The following is a 19,683-nucleotide window of genomic DNA, read 5'->3' as shown; positions in this document are numbered from 1 at the left end:
TATTTTTCATAATTATGAGAAATCCTTACACAATCTCAATCGAATCTATTATCCCTAAAAGTTGATTTTTCAACTCTTCATTGCTGATTATTCCTTTTTCCCTGTCAAAATTCTCGTTGAAACTTGGTAATGAAAAGCTTCCTTTTACCACACCGCCCTGAAATGGCATTCGTTTAACGGCAATGTCCAAAACCGTTCCACCACCACGTGCTCCGGGCGAAGTAGCCAATAAAAGCATTGGTTTTCCTTGAAATGTTTTGCCATCAATGCGTGAAGTCCAATCGAGGATGTTTTTGAATGCGGTAGTATAGTTGCCATTGTTTTCGGCAAACGAAATCAGGATAAAATCGGCATCGCCAATTTTTTTGTAAAAATCCTGCGCCAATTGCGGAAATCCGGTTGCTTTTTCGCGGTCTTTGGAATAGATAGGCATTTCGTAATCATTCAAATCCACCAAATCAACGGTTACATTTTTAAACTGTTTGGAAGCATAAGTTGCCAATTGTTTGTTGATGGAATCACTGCTGTTTGAAGCGCCGAAGGCTAGTATTTTTTTCATTTTTTACTATTTAAGTAATAGGTTAGAGCGCCTGACGGGCATTTTTTCACGGTTTCGATGATTTTCTCAGTGGTTGAACCTTCTGGTGTTATCCAAGGTTTTTCCTTTGGTTTGAAAACATCAGGATTGTTGCGAACGCAATTGGCAGAATGTATGCATTTTCCTGATTGCCACACTATGGTCACTTCGCCATTGGTGTATTCTTTGGTTAGGTCTTTAGGATCCATAATTAAAGTGTTGTATTGATGATTACTTTGTTTTTCAGGATTTTTGATATCGGACATTTATCGGCAATTACCAGTAAGCGCTCGCGTTGTTCGTTACTGATATTTGTCGAAAATGTAATGTCTCGTGTAATGGTCGTTTCTAAGTCGGGATTACTCTCCTGAGACATATTCAGTGAAATATAAATCTCCGGAATATCCCAGCCTTTGCGATCGATATACATTCGCAAGGTTACTAATACACAACTTCCCAACGAAGCTAAAAGGGTTGAGAATGGGTCGGGCCCAATGTCATTTCCACCAACTCTTTCGGGTTCGTCCATCAGTAAAGTGCCATTACGCCAGGAAATGGTGCACAAATACTTTTGTGCACCAATCTTTCCTTCAACGTTATTTTCTAAAATATTGGCCATGATTACAAAACGTCTCTAAACGCTTCAACTTTATCGAAAACGCTTTTGGCAAACGGACAAAGCGGAATGATCTTGATGCCATTCTCACGGGCATATTCTACCGCTTTGGTGACCATTTTTTTGCCAAAACCTTTGCCTTCATTTCCGGGTTTAACTTCGGTGTGGTCGATAATTATTTGTTTTTCGCCAGCGAAAACAAAAGTCATCATGGCTTCGTGTTTGCCATCGACATCAATGTAAAAAAAACCTTTTTTGCCATCGATTTTTAACTGTACTTCAGTGCTCATAGTGTTATGATTTATTGTACCATTGGTACTTCCATTAATAAAATTTCGGCATCTTCAGTAGCTTCAAAAGTTACTTTGTCAAAGTCGGTTATACCTAAACCATCGCGTTGCGCTAATTCTTGTCCGTCTACTTTTACGCCCCCTTTGATTACGAAAACATATAAACCATTGCCTTCTTTTTTACGGTCATAGTCCAAAGTAATTCCTTTGTCCAGATTGCCCATATGAAACCAGGCGTCCTGGTGAATCCAAACTCCGGCATCGTCTGCATTTGGAGAAAGGATTTGTTGCAATTTATTATGACGATCAGTCGTGTCTAAGGTAATTTGTTGGTAACGAGGTCCAACATTTCTGTATTTTGGGAATACCCAAATTTGCAACAGATTGGTTCTTTTATCCGCATTCGGATTGAACTCAGAGTGTTGGATTCCGGTTCCGGCGCTCATAACCTGAACATCACCAAATTTGATGATTTCAGTATTACCCATGCTGTCTTTGTGGGCCAAATCACCTTCTAAAGGAATCGTGATAATTTCCATGTTATCGTGAGGATGTGTTCCAAAACCCATACCAGATGCTACGATGTCATCGTTTAAAACCCTCAAGACACCAAACTGAACTCTTTCAGGGTTGTAATAACTGGCAAAACTAAAAGTATGGTGTGCATTTAACCAACCGTGATCAGCATGACCGCGAGTATTGGCTTTGTGTAAAACTGTATTTTTCATGATGTATAAATGTATTAATTATTATGATACAAATTTACAATCATACAGCCCGTTGGGTACTTAATGTAGATTAAGAAATCATATATGACGAAATATAAGATTAATGCATTAAATTTGACTTTTAGATAACTCTTTACTATGAAAAAATATTACTTCTTTGTTTTACTATTAACCCAGATTGTTTTTTCCCAAGCACCAATCGTTGAATGGCAAAAAACACTTGGAGGTACTAGTGGCGAGTATGTTAGAGCAATCAGGAATACTCCCGATGGAGGTTATATAGTTGCAGGACAAACAGATTCATATAATGCGGAGTTTTCAAGTAATCATGGGAGTACTGATGCGTTGATAGTAAAACTTTCTTCAGCCGGAACTATTGAATGGCAAAAAACACTTGGAGGTTCATCCATAGATGTTGCTTTTAACATACAACTTACCTTAGACGGAGGATATATTTTGGTAGGATACTCTACCTCAAACAACGGAGATGTTTCAGGAAATCATGGAGGTGAAGATGTGTGGGTCGCCAAGCTTTCTTCAGTTGGAATTATTGAATGGCAAAAATCATACGGAGGAACACAATATGACTATGGATTTGATATTAAAGTTACATCAGATGGCGGTTATGTTTTTGTAGGACATGCAGGTTCAAATAATGGAGATGTTTCAGGAAATCATGGAAATTATGATGTTTGGGTTGTGAAAATTTCGAGTATAGGTGTTATTCAGTGGCAAAAAGCTTTAGGCGGTACAAATGTAGATTATGCAGAGAGTATCCAGGTTACCGCTGATGGAGGATATATTTTAGCAGGACATGCTTTTTCTAATAATGGTGATGTGTCAGGTAATCACCAACCAGGAACTCCTGACTTATGGGTTGTTAAGCTTTCACCAACAGGTAGTGTTGAATGGCAAAAATCACTTGGAGGAACGGGTAGCGAATATGGTAAAAATATAGAGCTTACTTCTGATGGAGGTTATATTGTGGGTGCCTATACAAGTTCTAACAATGGTGATGTTAGCGGTCTTCATGGGAGTTTTTACGATTTTTGGGTAGTAAAATTATCTGAAAACGGAACGATTCAATGGCAAAGAGCATTGGGAGGAAGTTATCATGATAATTTAAGAAATGTAAAAACTACTTCTGATGGAGGTTATATAGCTATCGGGATGGTTGGTTCGAGTGATGGCGATGTCGAAGGAGATCATCCTACAGGAGAAGTTTGGATAGTGAAACTTTCGAACACGGGGATAATTCAGTGGCAAAAAAGCTTAGGTGGTTCCAATGTTGATGATGGAATAAATATCCTTGCAAATCCGGATGGGAGTTACACTATGATTGGATGGACAAATTCTACTGATGGAGATGTTATTGGTGCTCATGGAGATTTTGATGGATGGGTGGTAAAACTTGGCCCTGATGCTTTAGCAACATCAAATTTTAACCCTCAAAATATAAAATTGTATCCCAATCCAACGGCTTCTTTTCTGACACTCCAAAGTGCCGGCAACATATTATTTGATAAAATAGTGGTCACCGATTTAGCCGGTAAAACGATTTTAGAACAATACCAAAACAGCAATCAAATAAACGTTGAAAAGTTAGCCGGTGGCATATATATACTACAAGCTTTCTCAGGAGAAGAAAAACTAATGGCGAAGTTTATAAAAGAGTAAAATTATTTCTTTAACATTCGCGCTTTCATTTTGCTAAAGAACTCGGGCGTGACACCAATAAAAGAAGCGATTTGTTTTTGAGGTACTTTTTGAATGAGTGTTGGGTATTTTTTGCAGAATTTTTCAAAGCGTTCTTCCGCGGTTAAGCTCAGGTTGTCCATGAGTCTTTCCTGGTTGGCAACCAAAGAATTTTCAATCAGGATTCTGAAAAAGCGCTCCAGTTTTGGGATTTCGAGATACAGTTGGTCTTGGTTTTCTTTAGACAATACAACCACTTCAGCATCTTCCAATACTTCGATAAAAAGATTACCCGGTTTTTGCGACAACAAGCTGTACATATCACTAATCCACCAACCTTCGCAGGCAAAGCTCAACACGTGTTCGACGATATTGTCATTGATATTAAAACTTCGAAGCAAACCCGAATTCACAAAATAACCTTCTTTGCACACCTGACCGGCGTTTTGCAAGATGGTTTTGGCCTTGACCTGTCTGGTTTCGGTTTTAGACAAAAAAAGCAACTCTTCCTCGGGAGAAAGAGTTACTATTTTTGAAATATTTTCAAGGATTTTAGCCAAGAGGATTATTTTATTTTCTTGGAAGTAGTTTGAATGAAGTTACGACAAATTTGTCTCCTTTTATTTCACCTACTACTTCAGCTTTGCTAACAGCATTGCAGAAACCTTCAGCACCGTGGGCATCGCCATGGTCATCCAGTTTTGTTCCTTCAACAAAATAGGCTTTTCCATCAACTATTGCTGCCAGATCGCATCCTTTTTTGATTTCTTTCATTCCAAATTGGCATTGCCCGCAAGCCACTTCGACAATTCTTGGTTCTGTTGTTGCTTTCTTTTCCTGAGCATTCATGCTTGTTATTCCTAACGCAAAAAATGCTACCAATAATGCTTTTTTCATCATTTATAAATTTACGGTTATTAATCTTGCTGTTTTTTTGGCCGTTTCCACTATTTCAGAGATTGGTGTTTCGAGTTGGTCATTGACTAAAACTACACCCATTCTTCTATAAGGTCTCGACGTTGGCTTTCCAAATATACGAAAATCTGTTTTAGGTAATGATGCTACGGCTGAAATTCCTGAATATGTTGGATTTAAAGATTCCCCGGAGGCTAAAATTACGGCACTGGCTCCGGCTTTTTCCAATGTAATCTCAAAAATTGGCAAACTCAAAACTGCACGCAAATGCAATTCGAATTCGTTAAAGTTTTGGGTTCCGGCTAAGGTCACCATTCCGGTGTCGTGTGGTCTTGGTGATAATTCAGAGAAATAAACACCTTCATCCGTCAGGAAGAATTCTACGCCGAATAATCCTGCACCGCCGAGTGCTTCGGTTACTTTTCGGGCCATTTCCTGTGCTTCGGCAATGTCCTTATCGGAAACAATTGCAGGTTGCCAACTTTCCTGATAATCACCGCGTTCCTGTCGGTGACCGATTGGCGCACAGAATAATGTTGGATTATTATTTTGAGTTACAGTCAACAAAGTAATTTCTGAATTGAAATTGACAAAAGCTTCCACAATCACCTCAATGATATCGCCACGGGAACCTTCTTCGGCATATTGCCAGGCTTTTATGATATCGGCTTCGGTTTTGATGGTCGATTGCCCTTTACCCGAAGAACTCATCAATGGCTTTACAACACAAGGAATTCCGACTTCAGCAACGGCTTTCTGTAATTCTTCGGCAGAAGTAGCATAACGATAATTCGCTGTTCTTAAACCTAAATCTTTAGCCGCCAAATCACGGATTGCTTTTCGGTTCATGGTAAAATTGGCCGCTTTCGCCGAGGGTACCACAGTGATGCCTTGTTTTTCGTAATCGTAAAAACGTTCGGTGCGGATGGCTTCAATTTCAGGGATGATAAAATCGGGTTGGTGTTTGGCCACAATACGGTCCAATTCGGCTCCATCCAGCATATTGATGGCTTCAAATCCATGAGCAACCTGCATTGCCGGAGCATTTTCATAACTGTCGACAGCGATAACGGTTTGCCCGATTCTTTGGGCGGCGATAACAAATTCTTTTCCTAATTCTCCTGAACCGAGTAATAATATTTTTGACATTGGATTTAATTTTTTGGAATAAAAAAGCCCCAAGTTTCCTTGAGGCATGAACTATTTTAAGCTAGTGCTGCTGCGATTCTTTTGAAAGCTTCTGCCAGCAATTCTTCGCTGGTCGCGTAAGAGATTCTGATGCAGTTTGGATTTCCGAAAGCGTCTCCGGTAACCGTTGCCACATTGGCTTCTGATAGCAAATACATGGAGAAATCATCGGCATTGTTGATTAATTTGCCACGTAAGGTTTTGCCAAAGAAAGACGAAACGTCAGGGAAAACGTAGAATGCACCTTCAGGAACATTTACCTTTAATCCCGGAATGGCTTTGGTCAAACCAACGACTAAATCACGACGGTTTTTGAATGCGGAAACCATGTCGTTTAACACACTTGGGTCAGCATCAACAGCGGTAATGGTAGCTCTTTGCGCAATCGAATTGGCGCCTGAAGTGACTTGGCCCTGCATTTTGGTACAGGCTTTAGCAATAAATTCAGGAGCACCGATATAACCGATTCTCCAGCCGGTCATCGCGAAAGCTTTCGCCACACCGTTTACGGTAATCGTTCTGTCGAACAAGCCCGGAATCGTTCCGATGCTGCAGAAAGTTCCCGAGAAATTGATGTGTTCGTAGATTTCGTCAGAAACGATATAGATGTTTGGGTATTTTTCCAATACTTTTCCAATAGCGGTCAATTCTTCACGGTTGTACACCGAACCACTTGGGTTACACGGTGAACTGAACCACATCATTTTTGTTTTTGGTGTGATGGCTTTTTCCAATTCGGCTGCCGTCATCTTGAAATCGCTTTCTACAGAAGTTGGAACTTCCACAGGAACACCGCCTGATAATTTGATGATTTCGTAATAAGAAACCCAGTATGGCGCCGGAAGAATTACTTCGTCACCATCGTTCAACATGACTTGGGCCACGTTGTATAAAGATTGTTTCGCTCCGGTAGACACTACAATGTTGGCCGGTTTGTAATCAAGGTTATTGTCTCTTTTGAATTTTCTGCAAATGGCATCTTTCAGTTCTCCATAACCGTCAACCGGTGTGTAGGTGCTGTAATTTTCATCGATCGCTTTTTTGGCAGCTTCTTTGATAAAATCGGGTGTGTTGAAATCGGGTTCACCTAAACTAAGGCTGATAATATCTTTTCCCTGGGCTTTTAATTCTCTCGCCAAGGCGGCCATGGCAAGGGTTTGTGAGGTTGATAAATTGTTGATTCTGTCCGATAAAATGCTCATTGTGTTGTTGTTATGATGTTAAATAAAGAGACGCCAATAAAGGCGTCTTGTTTTATGTTATGCTAATTGAGGTTGTCTGCCCAATTCCCTTAAGTGCTTGAAATGCGAAGCGATAGCCGCTCGGGTAGTTTTGAATTCGTAGTATGGCAACTCACATTCTTTCGCGGTTTGCTTTACGATTTCGGCAATTTTGCCATAATGGATGTGGCTGATGTTTGGAAACAAATGGTGTTCAACCTGATGATTTAATCCACCGGTATAGTAGTTCACCAACCAGTTTTTTGGCGCGAAGTTAGCGGTTGTAAACAATTGGTGAATGGCCCAGGTGTTTTCGATTTCGCCATTGTCATCCGGAATCGGATTTTCGGTTTCCTCTACTACGTGCGCCAATTGGAATACGACACTCAGGATTACTCCGGCAGTGTAATGCATTACCAAAAAGCCCAGAACCACTTTCCACCATGAAACGCCTAAAACCATTGGGAGTACTAACCAGATGGAGAAATAAATGATTTTGGTGATAATTAAGGTTGTCCAGCGAATCACCGGTTTTTTGAATTCACCGTATGACAAGTTTCTTTTCAGATAACGTTTCATCTGAAGAAAATCGGTAGTGATGGCCCAGTTGAAAGTCAGTAATCCGTACAAAAAAACAGAATAATAATGTTGGAATTTGTGGAAACGGTACCATTTCGCTTCTTTGGTGAAACGCATGATTCTTCCGGCTTCCAGGTCTTCGTCGTGACCTAAAATATTGGTGTAAGTATGGTGCAAAACATTGTGCTGTACCTGCCAGTTGTAAACATTTCCGGCTAAGATATAGATGCTTCCGCCCATGATTTTATTGACCCATGATTTGTTGGAATAAGCACCGTGATTACCATCGTGCATTACGTTCATTCCAACGCCTGCCATACCAACGCCAATGACTACGTTAAGCAAAAGATAAGCCCAAATCGGCATGTGCATCGCCAATAAAATAAAGTATGGTGTTAAGAAAATGGAAAACATCACAATAGTTTTCAAATGCAGTTTCCAATTTCCGGTTCTGTCGAGGTTGTTTTCTTTAAAATAGCTGTTAACTCTTGAATTTAATGTTCTGAAGAATTTTAAACTATCGGTTTTAGAGAAAATGGGTGTTGTGTTATTCATTTATGTATTTCAAATTTTGCCCAAAGATAATTATTATAATTTTTTAAAGATTATAAACAAATCATAATTATTAACCAAAAGCACTATTTTTGTTGAAAATTCAATTTATGGAAGAAATTATCAAACAATTTCCTAATCTTACTGATAATCAAATACTACAGTTTCAAAAATTGGAGGCGTTATATCAGGATTGGAATGCGAAAATCAATGTAATTTCCCGCAAAGATATAGACGAATTATACAACAAACACGTTTTGCATTCACTGGCGATTGCCAAAATCCAGCCTTTTGAACCCGGAACATATATTCTGGACGTTGGAACCGGTGGTGGATTTCCCGGAATTCCGTTGGCGATATTATTTCCCGAAACGCGTTTTTACCTGATTGATGTGATCGCCAAAAAAATAAAAGTCGTACAGGCCGTTGCCGATGGATTGGGATTGAAAAATGTCAAAGCCGAGCAAATGCGCGCCGAAAACGTCAAAGGCGATTATGATTTTATCGTCAGCCGTGCCGTGACCAACATGCCCGATTTTGTATCCTGGATCAAAGATAAAATCAAAAAGCAAAACAAACATGAGTTGAAAAACGGTATTCTTTACCTCAAAGGCGGCGATTTGACCGAAGAGTTAAAGGATTTTCCAAAAGCCACAGAATACAGCATCGCCGAGTTCTTTAAAGACGAATTCTTCGAAACCAAAAAAGTGGTTCATCTACCGCTAAAGTTCAAAGTATAAAAAAAGCCTCTCGATTGAGAGGCTTTTCTTTTTAATCTTTTACGATTTTCTTAGTGATTTTTCCGTTTTCATTGCCAATAGTGATTAAATAAACGCCTTTGGTTAATGATACCGGAATCTCAAAAGTTCCACTGATAGTTTGATTTTGTGATGTATATATTGTTTTTCCTAACATATCTGTGATGGCAATTTTTGCATTATCGATAGTGTAAGAAGTATTGATTTCAATATAGTTTTCCACCGGATTTTTGATCCAAAGGGTTTCAAATGCCGGATTGGTTGTCGCCAAAGAACCGGTTATGATTTCGTTCAAAGCAAAAGTCACATTGGTATCATTCAAGGTAACGTGATTTTCATTCACGGTCGGAATGGAAGAAGCCACAAAAGGTGTTGTTGCGCCGGTTACAGGTGTGTATAAATTATTGGTGCTGGAAATGGCCATTGAACTCCAAGTTGGAATAAAGGTAAAATAATCCGCGTTCAGGTTGTCGAAAAATTCGGTTAGCAACGGATCAGTTCCGGCGTCGGCACCAAATCCGCTCATATCAAATCTTCCACCCGGTGCAGTGTCTAATCCATCGGTGTAGGTTGGCGCTTTTGAATTGGCCAAACTTTCAAATCCGGTTACCCAAACCACTACGACAAACTGTTGCGCTCTGAAACGGCTTACCTGATTGGTCTGATTGGCGGCAGGCGTAAAGCGCAAATTGATAATAGCGCGCTGTGTAGCACTGATGTTAAACGTATGGTTCATCACTTCAAAATTTGGCGAATAGTTCATCGTTCCGTTACTTGCGCCATTAGCAATAGCCACATTTCGAACGGTTGTTGGAAAGCCCATCGTGTTTAACTCATTTTGAAATGCGGTTCTGAAATTTGGTGAACCGGCGGGCAATAAACTCGCAGCGTCAGTATTAAATTCAAAAGTACTTCCGGTTTGCAAATGTCCTTCCAAGTGGTCAATGAGCATTTGTCTGGCAGCCGGACTTTTAATCATGCCGTCTACAAGAGGCTGAACAGCCGCATTCCCTAGTGGGCCATAGGCCATATAGTTGAACAAATGTTGGAAACCAATAGGAATATTAGCGCCTTGATGTGGTGAATCAAATGAAATATACAATCGGGTGTCGTGCGTCAATGAATTCATCTCCATATAACGCAAAGCATAACGCGAAATCAATCCGCCCATACTTGGACCAACGATTACATTTTTTTGAGTGCCTACTTTTTGGGCATTGATCTGATTGATTACTTCTACTAAAACAAAAGCATTTCTTTGGATAAAATCAACACCGCCATCCACTACGGTTGTTGTATTTGGTCTGGTGTAGGTTGGGAAATTCACCAGGACAATATCAAATCCTAAAGTTCTCAGATAATCAGCCATATTTTGACTTGTCCCATAAGCTAAACCACCATACATTGTAGTAATAGTATTGGTATCACCAGGATCAAAACCATCAACCACAAAAACCGGCTTGTCTAAAATTCCATCAACGGTATCAGGAAAAATCTCGTATTCACCCTGACCAAAATACCCTTCTGTTTCACCATAACCCTGATAAGGAATCGTGGCAGTGACAGACGTTATGGCATTTGGCTGGTAATTGTTTGAAGAGTTTCTATTGGCAACAGTATTGTTTGGAGTGTCAATGTTAATTACAAATGATTGTATGATTGTTTCTCCATTAGCAAATTGAATTTTGCAACTTACAGTCTGTTTTCCATTCGCATCAAAATTGATGCTGAATGGATTGTTTCTTGAAATCGTTTTCCAGTTTTCCTCGCCATTGGCTTGAATGGCTATGCTTTGGATTGTTCTGCTCGTAGTATTGAAAATTAATTCGTCGCTTAATATAAAACTCACCTGATTGCTTTTGGATTTGGAAAGCAAAGGCGAAATCAAATTCAGCGAATGCTTTTCAAAAACATTTATTGCATTTGGTTTAACCTCGAATTGGTTGTTGGTGCCCAAAAATAAATCGCCATTTTCTGAAGCGGCCGGATTTATTTTTTCAAAATCAGCAATTAAAATACTCAATGGAATTTGTTTTTTCGCAAAACCAAGATTGGCAGCTTCGCGTAGTTTCTCCAATTTTGGCAAGCGTTGCAGAAAATCGGCACGTTGTATTTCGTGATAAACCTGCAAAAAATAATTGGGGTTTACATCCCATTTTCTTTGTTCCGAAGCATTGGAAATTCCGTAAACCTGATCGTAGAGAATCTTGGTCTCTGTTCTGTCCCTTAGTAAATCATAAGATTTGTCCTGGGCAAAAGCTGAAAAGAACGGAAAGCAAAATAATAGCAGCGTAATTTTTATTTTCATAATTGGGTGGTTTGTTGGTTTTTGACATCCGAAGATACAAAAAATTCATTTTCAACGTAATAAAAAAAGCCCAAGTAAAAACTTGGGCTTTTTGATTTTTTCCTTGTCAAAATGACAAAAGGGATTATTCTCCTAAAAATGGATAACGATAGTCTTCCGGAGTTACCATTGTTTCTTTGATAGTTCTTGGTGAAACCCAACGCAAAAGGTTTTGCATTGAACCTGCTTTGTCATTGGTTCCCGAAGCTCTGGCGCCGCCAAATGGCTGCATTCCAACAACCGCTCCGGTTGGTTTGTCATTGATATAGAAGTTTCCTGCGCTGTTTTGCAAAGCCAATGTCGCTTCCTGAATTGCATAACGATCCTGACTGAAAATGGCTCCGGTCAAAGCATATTCAGAAGTGCTGTCCACTAAGGCTAAAGTTTCAGCCCATTTTTTGTCATCATAAACATAAATCGTCATCACCGGCCCGAAAAGTTCGGTTTCCATCGTGGCATATTTTGGATTCGTAGTTACGATAACCGTTGGTTCAATAAAGTAACCTTTTGATTTGTCATAGTTTCCACCAACAATGATTTCGGCATCGCTGTCTTTTTTTGCCTGATCGATAAAACCCGCCAATTTGTCAAAAGAACCTTCGTGAATTACGGCTGTAATAAAGTTGCCAAAATCCTCTGGCGAACCCATTTTCATAGATTTTACATCAGTGATTAATTGCTCTTTTACCGCCGGCCACAAACTTTGCGGAATATAACCTCTTGAAGCAGCTGAACATTTTTGTCCTTGGAATTCAAAAGCACCACGGGTGATTCCGGTCACAACTTGTTTTACATTCGCACTCGGATGCGCCAAAACAAAATCTTTTCCTCCGGTTTCTCCAACGATTCTTGGGTAAGTTTTATAAGTATGGATGTTGGTTCCGATTTTTTTCCAGATTTCCTTGAATACAAAAGTAGAACCTGTATAATGCACTCCGGCAAAATCAGGACTGGCTAAAACCGTATCGGTAATCATCACAGGATCACCAAAAACTACGTTAATCACGCCATCAGGAACACCGGCTTCTTTGAACACATCAATAATCACTTTGGCTGAAAACACTTGGCTGTCACTTGGTTTCCAAATCACAGTATTGCCCATCAAAGCCGCACTGGCCGGAAGATTAGCTGCAATAGCCGTAAAGTTGAAAGGCGTAATAGCATACACAAATCCTTCCAACGGACGGTATTCCACACGGTTCCAAACATCAGAAACTGATTTGGGTTGGTCGTTATAAATTTGAGTCATGAACTCAACATTGTATCTTAAGAAGTCGATCAACTCGCAAGAAGCGTCAATCTCCGCCTGGAAAATGGTTTTCGATTGCGCAATCATGGTGGCTGCATTGATTTTGGCTCTGTATGGTCCGGCGATTAGCTCAGCTGCTTTCAAAAAGATAGCGGCGCGTTGTTCCCAAGCCATGTTGGCCCATTTTTTTCTGGCTTCCAAAGCAGCGGCAATCGCTTTTTCGACATGTGCTTTTTCGGCTAAATGATAAGTACCTACAACATGTTGGTGGTCGTGAGGCGCCGTCATATTTCTGGTGTTTCCGGTACGAATTTCTTCGCTGCCAATATAATTCGGAACATCAATTGTCTCGTTCCACATTTTTTTGTAAGCCGCTAAAACAGCTGCTTTTTCAGGAGAATTTGGTGCGTATGATTTTACGGGTTCATTAACCGCTTTTGGGACATGAAAAAAACCTTTAGGCATGATATGAAAAGATTAAAAATTTGACAATTGAATAACTTAAGAGATTCTTTTTTAAGAATTTCTAAATGCGACACAAAAGTACAAAGGAAAATTTGAATTTTTAATAAGAGAAGACAAAGATTAATTTGTCTTTAACAGGACTTTTAGTTCAAGGCAAATGGCGCACTCAATTTGAAGGTTGGCACAATGACTTTAAACGTTTTGGTGGTCGTAAAATTAATCATATTGAAATAACCGCTCATGGCTCCGAATGGAGAAGAAAGCAGGCAACCCGAATTATAAGTGTGCTTTTCGCCTGGTTTTAATACCGGTTTTTTGCCAATCACGCCTTCGCCGTCAACAATTTCTTTGTCATTAAGGGAATCTAAAATTTCCCAATGACGTGAATTTAACTGAACAGAATCTTTGCTGTGATTTTCGATGGTGATTTCATAACTAAAGGCAAAATGAATCTTGTAGTTTTTGAAGTAAGTACCTTCAAAACTAGTCAAGACTGATATCTTAATGCCTCGTGTTATTTGTGAAACCATATAGTATTCATTATATTACGTTGCCAAATTTACGAAAAATACAAATCCGTACGTCAATAAGATGTTAAATTTTCTAATTGGTAATGTCAACTGAACTCGCAATTCCTTTACCGATAATCCTGTCGTAACGCTGGTTGTTTTCTCTGTAATATACTAAGGCAAAATAATTGTTTTCGGTTTGGTAAAAATTACCATCAATAGCATTTTCCTGATCAACATTGCCATTGGCATCTGAAATCACATATTGGTAATTGGTAAAGCCTTGTTTGATCATAATGGCTTTTTCATAAACTCCCTTTTCGGCATTGTAATCCATTTTGTTTTCTTCACTGATGGCAAAGTTGTTGAACATGCCATTTATGTAAATCGATTTTTTGCCATAATAAGTGGGTGCTGAAAGCGTAAAGAAAACCCAGGAATAATCGGATTCAATCTCGTTGTTTTCCGCCCCGATGTTTTTGATGATAAAATTCCCGTTGATGTCGGGGAAATAGGTGTAAGGCACATTGGCTCTTGCTTCGTTCCGATATAAATGGGCATTATAAACGCCACCTCTCGAATCTACCGTGGCTATGCTGTTATTGGCTGCCCGGATATCTTTGTTCTCAAAAAACAAATATTCATTACCGGCCCAAAACTGGGTTTCGGTATCGTATTTATATATCAAATCGTTCCCAATTGTATATTGAGGTTTGATATCTGTAATGGCATTGTCAAATCTGCCGTTTTGCATCAGCAGAACTTTAACATTTTTTAATGGGCTTTGAAAATTAATGTTAGCCGATTTTATGGAAAAATCAAGATTGTGTTTCTGATTGGCAACAGATAAATTTCGGGCTCTTCTGACCTGCATAGGAACATTTACCAATTCTTCATAAAGGATGAATTTTTTGGTAAAAACCACTTCTTTGTCATCGTTTAGGATTTTGATAATATAATTGCCACTCACCCTGAACTGTGTGTATCGGTTGGGGAAAGACAATCGGTAATGGGAATACAATTGCAGTGTGTTGAGTGAATTGGTATAATCCTGAATTCTTTGGTCATCAAAACCGTTGAGATATTCAGCTTTGGCCAATTGTGATGGTCTCCAGTCGTAATCACAATGGGTTATGGTATAAAAATAATTGGCTTCGTTACCATATAAATCATCAAATTGAACTTGAAAACTATCGCCCAACTGGAATATCGGAACTGCATTTTGTCCGTTTTGAACAAAACTTACGGTTTTGATATTATAAGGTGGCGCGATTTCTTTTTCGACCTGAGAAAAAATATTTCCCGAAAGAAGTACAAATACAAAAGTGAATATGCTCTTTTTAAACATAGTTTTAATTTTTCGAATGGTAAATATAATAATTATTATGCAGGAATTATGCCGTTTATTTGTGCTAAGATATAGTAACGCTAATTTTTCGTTAAATATATTTTTGTAAGTGTTTATTTTATTAGTTTCACAATAAATGTAATCTTTATCCGTTATTATTTCTCTAAACACAAAACCTAAATTTTTATTATGAAACAAATTTTAAAATCGGCACTAGTCCTTTTATTGTTCCCGGCGGCAAGCTTTGCACAGGAATTAAAAGGAACAGACGCTATCCCTTTTGATCCGAATGTGAGAAAAGGAACCCTGAAAAATGGATTAACCTACTACATCAGAAAGAATGCCAAACCCGAGAACAAAGTTGATTTACGACTTGTTGTCAATGCGGGTTCAGTTCTTGAAAATGATGACCAACAAGGATTGGCGCATTTTATGGAACATATGTGTTTCAACGGAACCAAACGCTTTCCTAAAAATCAATTGGTAGATTACCTGCAAAGCATCGGGGTAAAATTTGGACAGCATTTAAATGCGTATACCAGTTTCGATGAAACGGTTTATTTCCTTCCGATTCCTTCCGACAATCCGGAAAAACTGGAAAAAGGATTCCAGATTATTGAAGATTGGGCATTCAATGCCAATTTAACGCCGGAAGAAATTGACAAGGAAAGAGGTGTTGTTCTAGAAGAATATCGTCTTGGTCTTGGTGCCGATAAAAGAATGGAAGATAAATACATTCCTAAAATGATGTACAAATCGCAATACGCCAATCGTCTTCCTATCGGTAAGAAAGAAGTTTTAGAAAATTTCACCTATGATAAAGTAGTCAGCTTTTACAAAGATTGGTACCGTCCAAATCTGATGTGTGTGATTGTTGTCGGGGATATTGATGTAAACGCGATGGAGCAAAAAATCAAAGACCATTTCGAAGCGTATCAAAATCCAAAAAACGAAAAGCCAAGAAAAACTTTTGAAGTGCCTAACCACAAAGAAACTTTCGTAGCTATTGAAAGCGATAAAGAAGCAGCCCAAACTCAAGTGCAGTTGCTTTATAAAGATTATGGTGTGAGAAAGCCTAAAAAAACCATCAATGATTTGAATGAATACACTGTTGAAGCTTTATTTTCAACCATGTTGAATAATCGTTTGAATGAATTAACCAATTCATCGAATCCGCCGTTTACTTATGGTTTTACCTATCACGGAGGAACTTTTGCCCGTGACAAGGAAGCATTCCAGTCTTTTGCCATGATAGACGAAAAGAAACAACTGGAAGCCTTGAAAGTATTGGTTTCGGAAAATGAAAGAGTAAAAAAATACGGTTTCACTGCCGGAGAATTTGAAAGAGCCAAAAGCGAAATTCTATCCAGATCAGAAAATCAATTCAAGGATAAGGACAAAACCAATTCGGAAAATTTCGTTTGGGAATGCCAGTCCAACTTCCTGGAACAAATGCCAATGCCGGGAATAGAATGGGAATATGCCAACATTCAAAAAATATTGCAAAGTATCAAATTAGAGCAAGTGAATGCCTTCATCAAAGATTTTATCAAAGATGATAACAGGGTAGTGGTCATTACTTCGCCTGAAAAAGAAGGGTTGAAAAAAGTAACCGAAAAAGAAGTTTTAGCCGCAATTACTGTTAATACGAATGATTTGAAACCTTACGAAGACAAAGCGGTTGCTTCAAGTTTGTTGCGCAATCCTGTAAAAGCAGGAACGATTGTGAAAAAGGAAACCAATGACAAAATCGAGGCAACAACGTTGACTTTATCCAACGGAGCCAAAGTAACCTACAAGAAAACTGATTTCAAAAACGACGAAATTTTGTTGGAAGCGGTTAGTTTTGGGGGTACCAATTTGTACTCCAATGACGAAATGAAGAAAACGCAATTTGCCAATGGAGGTTTATTCGAAGCCGGTTTTTCAGGATTGGACCAAAATGACATAGACAAGTTTATGGCTGGAAAAATTGCGAATGTAACACCTTATATCTTCAATACAACCGAAGGTTTCAGAGGAAGTACCACGCCAAAGGATTTGGAGTATGCTTTTCAGATGTTGCATGCTTATTTTACCGATTTGAATTTTGACAAGGACGCCTTTGAAGGTTACAAGCAAAAACAATCCAACTTTACGGATAATATGATTTCGCAGCCGAATTTCTATTTCCAACAGGAATTTTACACTTATTTGAACAAAGAAAATCCAAGATGGAACGGTATTGTGCCAACTCCTGAAAAATGGGCTCAAACCGATTATCAGTTGGCTTACAACAAATACAAAGAGCGTTTTGCCAATGCAGGAGATTTCGAATTCTTCTTCGTAGGAAATGTTGATGATGCCACGATGGAAGATTTTGCCAAAAAATATATTGCGTCGTTGCCTTCAAACGGTACAAAAGAAAGCACTAAGGATTTGGGTTACCGATTGCTGAAAGGTGACATTAAGAAAGTAGTCAACAAAGGGAAAGATCCGAAAAGTAATGTGACGATTATGCTTTATGGCGATGCTACTTATAATGCTGATGAAGCGTATCTCTTGAAAGCGGCGGGAGATATTTTGAATATAAAATTGACCGAAGTAATCAGGGAAAAAGAAAGCGGTGTTTATACGATAAGCTCACGTGGAAGCATGAACAAAGTGCCTTATGGTTCTTATAGTTTTAATATTTCTTTCCCATGCGGACCGGAAAATACAGAGAAACTGATTACCGCGACTTTGGCAGAACTGGATAAGATTATTGTCAATGGCCCAACACAAGTGGATTTGGATAAATTCAAACAGGCAGAGCTTTTGGAATATAAAAAGCAAATGAAAGAGAACAGGTATTGGATGAGTAATTTTACCAGAAGCTATACCAATGCTTCAAAACCGGAAGAAATTTTAGAAATGGAAGCCAAGATTAACGGAGTTACCGCGAAGCAAGTGCAGGAGGTAGCTAAAAAATATTTAACCAAAGAAAAAACCATTGGGGTTTTAATGCCTGAATAATTTTTCGTTGAATAATGCCCGAAAAGCCATCATGCTGAAAAGTGTGGTGGCTTTTTATTTAAAACAAACGGGAATGATTTCGCCTTTCGCCAAACAATATTTCTCTACCAATTCAGGAGCAATTTTGTTGGTGTAATCTTCTTCGACTACTTTGAAACCAATGCTTCTCAGTTTGTCAAAATAATCTCTGCCATACACGCGAACATGGTCATATTGCCCAAAGATTTTAGCGCGTTCCTTTTGATCCACTATGCTATCATCTGAAAAAGTCACAGCTCTGGATAAGTCTTGTGGAATTTGAAAGATGCCCATGCCGCCAGGTTTTAGGACACGATACAATTCCTGCATCGCTTTGGTATCATCGGGAATGTGTTCCAAAACGTGGTTACAGAAAATAATATCATAGGCATTGTCTTCAAAGGGTAAATTACAGATGTCTGCCTTTACATCCGCCAATGGCGAAAGCAAATCGGTAGTCATGTAATCTATATTGGTTTGTTTTTTGAAACGCTTGTAAAATTCCTGTTCGGGAGCAAAGTGCAATACTTTTTTCTTGGTCGTAGCGGTAAAAAAATCAGTTTCTTTCTGTAAATACAGCCACAATAAACGGTGTCTTTCCAAAGAAAGTGTGCTTGGCGACAAAACGTTGTTTCTCTGGTTTCCGTAGCCATAAGGTAAAAACATACGGAAACTTTTTCCGTCAATTGGGTCGGTGAATCGATTTCCTTTTAACAAAAAGGCCAATATTGGTCGAACCACTATACTCAAACGAATCAGTATCGGTCTCGGAATGGTATTTAGGATGAATTTGAATAATTTCTTCATTATAGTACTAAAGGCATTTTACGGAATTCATCTTCTTCATTGCTCTCAATGCCTAAGGCTTTGTAGATATAGGCAAATGTCGAAAGCAATTCGGGTTTACCATCAATCAAAGCCACGTCGTGTTCGAAGTGAGCACTTGGTTTTCCGTCAGCCGTTAGAATTGTCCAACCATCTTTCAATTGCTTGATATTTTTGGTTCCCATGTTAATCATCGGTTCAATCGCAACCACCATTCCTTCAACGAATAGTTTTCCGCGACCGCGTTTTCCATAGTTTGGCATTTCCGGTTCTTCGTGCATTTTCTGTCCTAAACCATGACCAACCAATTCGCGAACCACACCATAACCGTGTGCTTCAGTATATTTCTGAATCGCATTACCCACATCTTCCACACGGTTCCCGATTTTGAATTCACGGATACCAACATAGAGGCTTTCTTTGGTTACCTGCAATAGTTTTTTGACTTCAGGAGCGACTTCACCAATTTCAAAAGAGTAGGCGTGGTCACCATAAAATCCGTTTTTCAACGCGCCACAATCCACAGAAATCACATCGCCTTCCTGTAAAGGGTTGTTGTTTGGAATTCCGTGAACAACCTGAGCATTCGGACTCATACAAAGCGAATTTGGGAAACCATACATTCCAAGGAATCCCGGTTCTGCACCATGATCTCTGATGAAAGCTTCCGCCAATTTATCTAAGTATAAAGTAGTCACTCCGGGTTTGATTTCGGAGGCTATCATGCCTAAGGTTTTAGAAACAATCAACGCACTTTCGCGCATCAATTCAATTTCTTCTCTTGTTTTTTGGATAATCATTTTCTTGAAA

At 39.0% G+C, this 19,683-nt stretch carries 19 protein-coding genes; 3 read left to right on the top strand and 16 right to left on the bottom strand.

Annotation, left to right across the window (positions count from 1 at the left end; all coding sequences use genetic code 11):
• Positions 1-25: 25 nt before the first annotated feature.
• From P1K33_RS03895 to P1K33_RS03875, 5 genes are read right to left on the bottom strand one after another with little or no spacing between them, the layout of a single operon-like run.
• Positions 26-559, bottom strand: coding sequence for an NADPH-dependent FMN reductase (locus P1K33_RS03895; protein WP_284651573.1), 534 nt, complete (start codon positions 557-559; stop codon positions 26-28).
• Positions 556-786 (bottom strand): (4Fe-4S)-binding protein, encoded by a 231-nt coding sequence (locus P1K33_RS03890; protein ID WP_284651572.1) that lies wholly within the window; start codon positions 784-786, stop codon positions 556-558. Before P1K33_RS03890 ends, P1K33_RS03895 begins: the two co-directional genes overlap by 4 nt.
• Before the next feature lie 2 nt (positions 787-788).
• Positions 789-1,196: an OsmC family protein gene (locus tag P1K33_RS03885; protein ID WP_284651571.1), complete on the bottom strand. Its 408-nt coding sequence runs from the start codon at positions 1,194-1,196 to the stop codon at positions 789-791.
• 2 nt (positions 1,197-1,198) lie between these two features.
• A complete protein-coding gene (locus tag P1K33_RS03880; protein ID WP_284651567.1) occupies positions 1,199-1,483 on the bottom strand; it encodes a GNAT family N-acetyltransferase in 285 nt (94 codons plus the stop codon).
• Between the two features lie 11 nt (positions 1,484-1,494).
• Positions 1,495-2,211 (bottom strand): pirin family protein, encoded by a 717-nt coding sequence (locus tag P1K33_RS03875; RefSeq protein ID WP_284651564.1) that lies wholly within the window; start codon positions 2,209-2,211, stop codon positions 1,495-1,497.
• Between the two features lie 138 nt (positions 2,212-2,349).
• Here P1K33_RS03875 and P1K33_RS03870 point away from each other — a divergent pair, with 138 nt between their 5' ends.
• Complete coding sequence (locus P1K33_RS03870; RefSeq protein ID WP_284651562.1) at positions 2,350-3,888, top strand: T9SS type A sorting domain-containing protein; 1,539 nt, start codon at positions 2,350-2,352, stop codon at positions 3,886-3,888.
• A 2-nt stretch (positions 3,889-3,890) separates the two neighbouring features.
• Here the strand turns inward: P1K33_RS03870 and P1K33_RS03865 are convergent, their stop codons facing one another.
• The 5 genes from P1K33_RS03865 to P1K33_RS03845 are packed head-to-tail and all read right to left on the bottom strand — an operon-like array spanning position 3,891 to position 8,363.
• Positions 3,891-4,466, bottom strand: coding sequence for a Crp/Fnr family transcriptional regulator (locus P1K33_RS03865; RefSeq protein ID WP_284651560.1), 576 nt, complete (start codon positions 4,464-4,466; stop codon positions 3,891-3,893).
• Positions 4,467-4,476: 10 nt separating this feature from the next.
• Positions 4,477-4,803, bottom strand: coding sequence for a DUF6370 family protein (locus P1K33_RS03860; protein ID WP_284651558.1), 327 nt, complete (start codon positions 4,801-4,803; stop codon positions 4,477-4,479).
• Positions 4,804-4,806: 3 nt separating this feature from the next.
• Complete coding sequence (gene purT, locus P1K33_RS03855) at positions 4,807-5,970, bottom strand: formate-dependent phosphoribosylglycinamide formyltransferase (RefSeq protein WP_284651557.1); 1,164 nt, start codon at positions 5,968-5,970, stop codon at positions 4,807-4,809.
• Positions 5,971-6,026: 56 nt separating this feature from the next.
• Entirely contained in the window at positions 6,027-7,211 is a 1,185-nt protein-coding gene (locus P1K33_RS03850; protein ID WP_284651555.1) for a pyridoxal phosphate-dependent aminotransferase, read from the bottom strand.
• 57 nt (positions 7,212-7,268) lie between these two features.
• Positions 7,269-8,363 (bottom strand): fatty acid desaturase family protein, encoded by a 1,095-nt coding sequence (locus P1K33_RS03845; protein WP_284651553.1) that lies wholly within the window; start codon positions 8,361-8,363, stop codon positions 7,269-7,271.
• Between the two features lie 107 nt (positions 8,364-8,470).
• On the opposite strand from P1K33_RS03845, the gene rsmG reads away from it, so the two are divergent.
• Positions 8,471-9,100 (top strand): 16S rRNA (guanine(527)-N(7))-methyltransferase RsmG, encoded by a 630-nt coding sequence (gene rsmG, locus P1K33_RS03840; protein WP_284651551.1) that lies wholly within the window; start codon positions 8,471-8,473, stop codon positions 9,098-9,100.
• Between the two features lie 31 nt (positions 9,101-9,131).
• Here the strand turns inward: rsmG and P1K33_RS03835 are convergent, their stop codons facing one another.
• From P1K33_RS03835 to P1K33_RS03820, 4 genes are all read right to left on the bottom strand, one after another.
• Positions 9,132-11,426, bottom strand: coding sequence for a T9SS type A sorting domain-containing protein (locus P1K33_RS03835; RefSeq protein ID WP_284651549.1), 2,295 nt, complete (start codon positions 11,424-11,426; stop codon positions 9,132-9,134).
• Between the two features lie 124 nt (positions 11,427-11,550).
• Complete coding sequence (gene pruA, locus P1K33_RS03830) at positions 11,551-13,179, bottom strand: L-glutamate gamma-semialdehyde dehydrogenase (protein WP_284651548.1); 1,629 nt, start codon at positions 13,177-13,179, stop codon at positions 11,551-11,553.
• A gap of 143 nt (positions 13,180-13,322) precedes the next feature.
• Positions 13,323-13,709 (bottom strand): Co2+/Mg2+ efflux facilitator ApaG/CorD, encoded by a 387-nt coding sequence (gene apaG, locus P1K33_RS03825; protein ID WP_283239450.1) that lies wholly within the window; start codon positions 13,707-13,709, stop codon positions 13,323-13,325.
• A gap of 73 nt (positions 13,710-13,782) precedes the next feature.
• Entirely contained in the window at positions 13,783-15,036 is a 1,254-nt protein-coding gene (locus P1K33_RS03820; protein ID WP_284651547.1) for a type IX secretion system plug protein, read from the bottom strand.
• Positions 15,037-15,225: 189 nt separating this feature from the next.
• Between P1K33_RS03820 and P1K33_RS03815 the strand changes: the two genes are divergently transcribed.
• Positions 15,226-18,030 (top strand): M16 family metallopeptidase, encoded by a 2,805-nt coding sequence (locus tag P1K33_RS03815; protein WP_284651545.1) that lies wholly within the window; start codon positions 15,226-15,228, stop codon positions 18,028-18,030.
• Between the two features lie 54 nt (positions 18,031-18,084).
• Here P1K33_RS03815 and P1K33_RS03810 read toward each other — a convergent pair whose 3' ends face one another.
• The gene (locus P1K33_RS03810; protein ID WP_284651544.1) at positions 18,085-18,855 is read right to left on the bottom strand and encodes a class I SAM-dependent methyltransferase; all 771 of its coding nucleotides are present in this window, start codon (positions 18,853-18,855) and stop codon (positions 18,085-18,087) included.
• Entirely contained in the window at positions 18,855-19,673 is an 819-nt protein-coding gene (gene map, locus P1K33_RS03805; protein ID WP_284651543.1) for a type I methionyl aminopeptidase, read from the bottom strand. Before map ends, P1K33_RS03810 begins: the two co-directional genes overlap by 1 nt.
• Positions 19,674-19,683: the final 10 nt, after the last annotated feature.

The organism is Flavobacterium terrisoli (assembly GCF_030167905.1).
GTDB classification, from domain to species: domain Bacteria; phylum Bacteroidota; class Bacteroidia; order Flavobacteriales; family Flavobacteriaceae; genus Flavobacterium; species Flavobacterium terrisoli.
This window is presented reverse-complemented; position numbering and strand designations above follow the sequence as displayed.

What these genes read in the sequence shown, in the direction of transcription:
- rsmG (WP_284651551.1), top strand. Translation starts at nt 8,471, where the DNA reads ATGGAAGAAATTATCAAACAATTTCCTAATCTTACTGATAATCAAATA.
- P1K33_RS03845 (WP_284651553.1), bottom strand. Translation starts at nt 8,363, where the DNA reads ATGAATAACACAACACCCATTTTCTCTAAAACCGATAGTTTAAAATTC.
- pruA (WP_284651548.1), bottom strand. Translation starts at nt 13,179, where the DNA reads ATGCCTAAAGGTTTTTTTCATGTCCCAAAAGCGGTTAATGAACCCGTA.
- P1K33_RS03875 (WP_284651564.1), bottom strand. Translation starts at nt 2,211, where the DNA reads ATGAAAAATACAGTTTTACACAAAGCCAATACTCGCGGTCATGCTGAT.
- apaG (WP_283239450.1), bottom strand. Translation starts at nt 13,709, where the DNA reads ATGGTTTCACAAATAACACGAGGCATTAAGATATCAGTCTTGACTAGT.
- P1K33_RS03860 (WP_284651558.1), bottom strand. Translation starts at nt 4,803, where the DNA reads ATGAAAAAAGCATTATTGGTAGCATTTTTTGCGTTAGGAATAACAAGC.
- P1K33_RS03850 (WP_284651555.1), bottom strand. Translation starts at nt 7,211, where the DNA reads ATGAGCATTTTATCGGACAGAATCAACAATTTATCAACCTCACAAACC.
- P1K33_RS03890 (WP_284651572.1), bottom strand. Translation starts at nt 786, where the DNA reads ATGGATCCTAAAGACCTAACCAAAGAATACACCAATGGCGAAGTGACC.
- P1K33_RS03880 (WP_284651567.1), bottom strand. Translation starts at nt 1,483, where the DNA reads ATGAGCACTGAAGTACAGTTAAAAATCGATGGCAAAAAAGGTTTTTTT.
- P1K33_RS03885 (WP_284651571.1), bottom strand. Translation starts at nt 1,196, where the DNA reads ATGGCCAATATTTTAGAAAATAACGTTGAAGGAAAGATTGGTGCACAA.
- P1K33_RS03810 (WP_284651544.1), bottom strand. Translation starts at nt 18,855, where the DNA reads ATGAAGAAATTATTCAAATTCATCCTAAATACCATTCCGAGACCGATA.
- P1K33_RS03895 (WP_284651573.1), bottom strand. Translation starts at nt 559, where the DNA reads ATGAAAAAAATACTAGCCTTCGGCGCTTCAAACAGCAGTGATTCCATC.
- P1K33_RS03835 (WP_284651549.1), bottom strand. Translation starts at nt 11,426, where the DNA reads ATGAAAATAAAAATTACGCTGCTATTATTTTGCTTTCCGTTCTTTTCA.
- P1K33_RS03820 (WP_284651547.1), bottom strand. Translation starts at nt 15,036, where the DNA reads ATGTTTAAAAAGAGCATATTCACTTTTGTATTTGTACTTCTTTCGGGA.
- map (WP_284651543.1), bottom strand. Translation starts at nt 19,673, where the DNA reads ATGATTATCCAAAAAACAAGAGAAGAAATTGAATTGATGCGCGAAAGT.
- purT (WP_284651557.1), bottom strand. Translation starts at nt 5,970, where the DNA reads ATGTCAAAAATATTATTACTCGGTTCAGGAGAATTAGGAAAAGAATTT.
- P1K33_RS03870 (WP_284651562.1), top strand. Translation starts at nt 2,350, where the DNA reads ATGAAAAAATATTACTTCTTTGTTTTACTATTAACCCAGATTGTTTTT.
- P1K33_RS03815 (WP_284651545.1), top strand. Translation starts at nt 15,226, where the DNA reads ATGAAACAAATTTTAAAATCGGCACTAGTCCTTTTATTGTTCCCGGCG.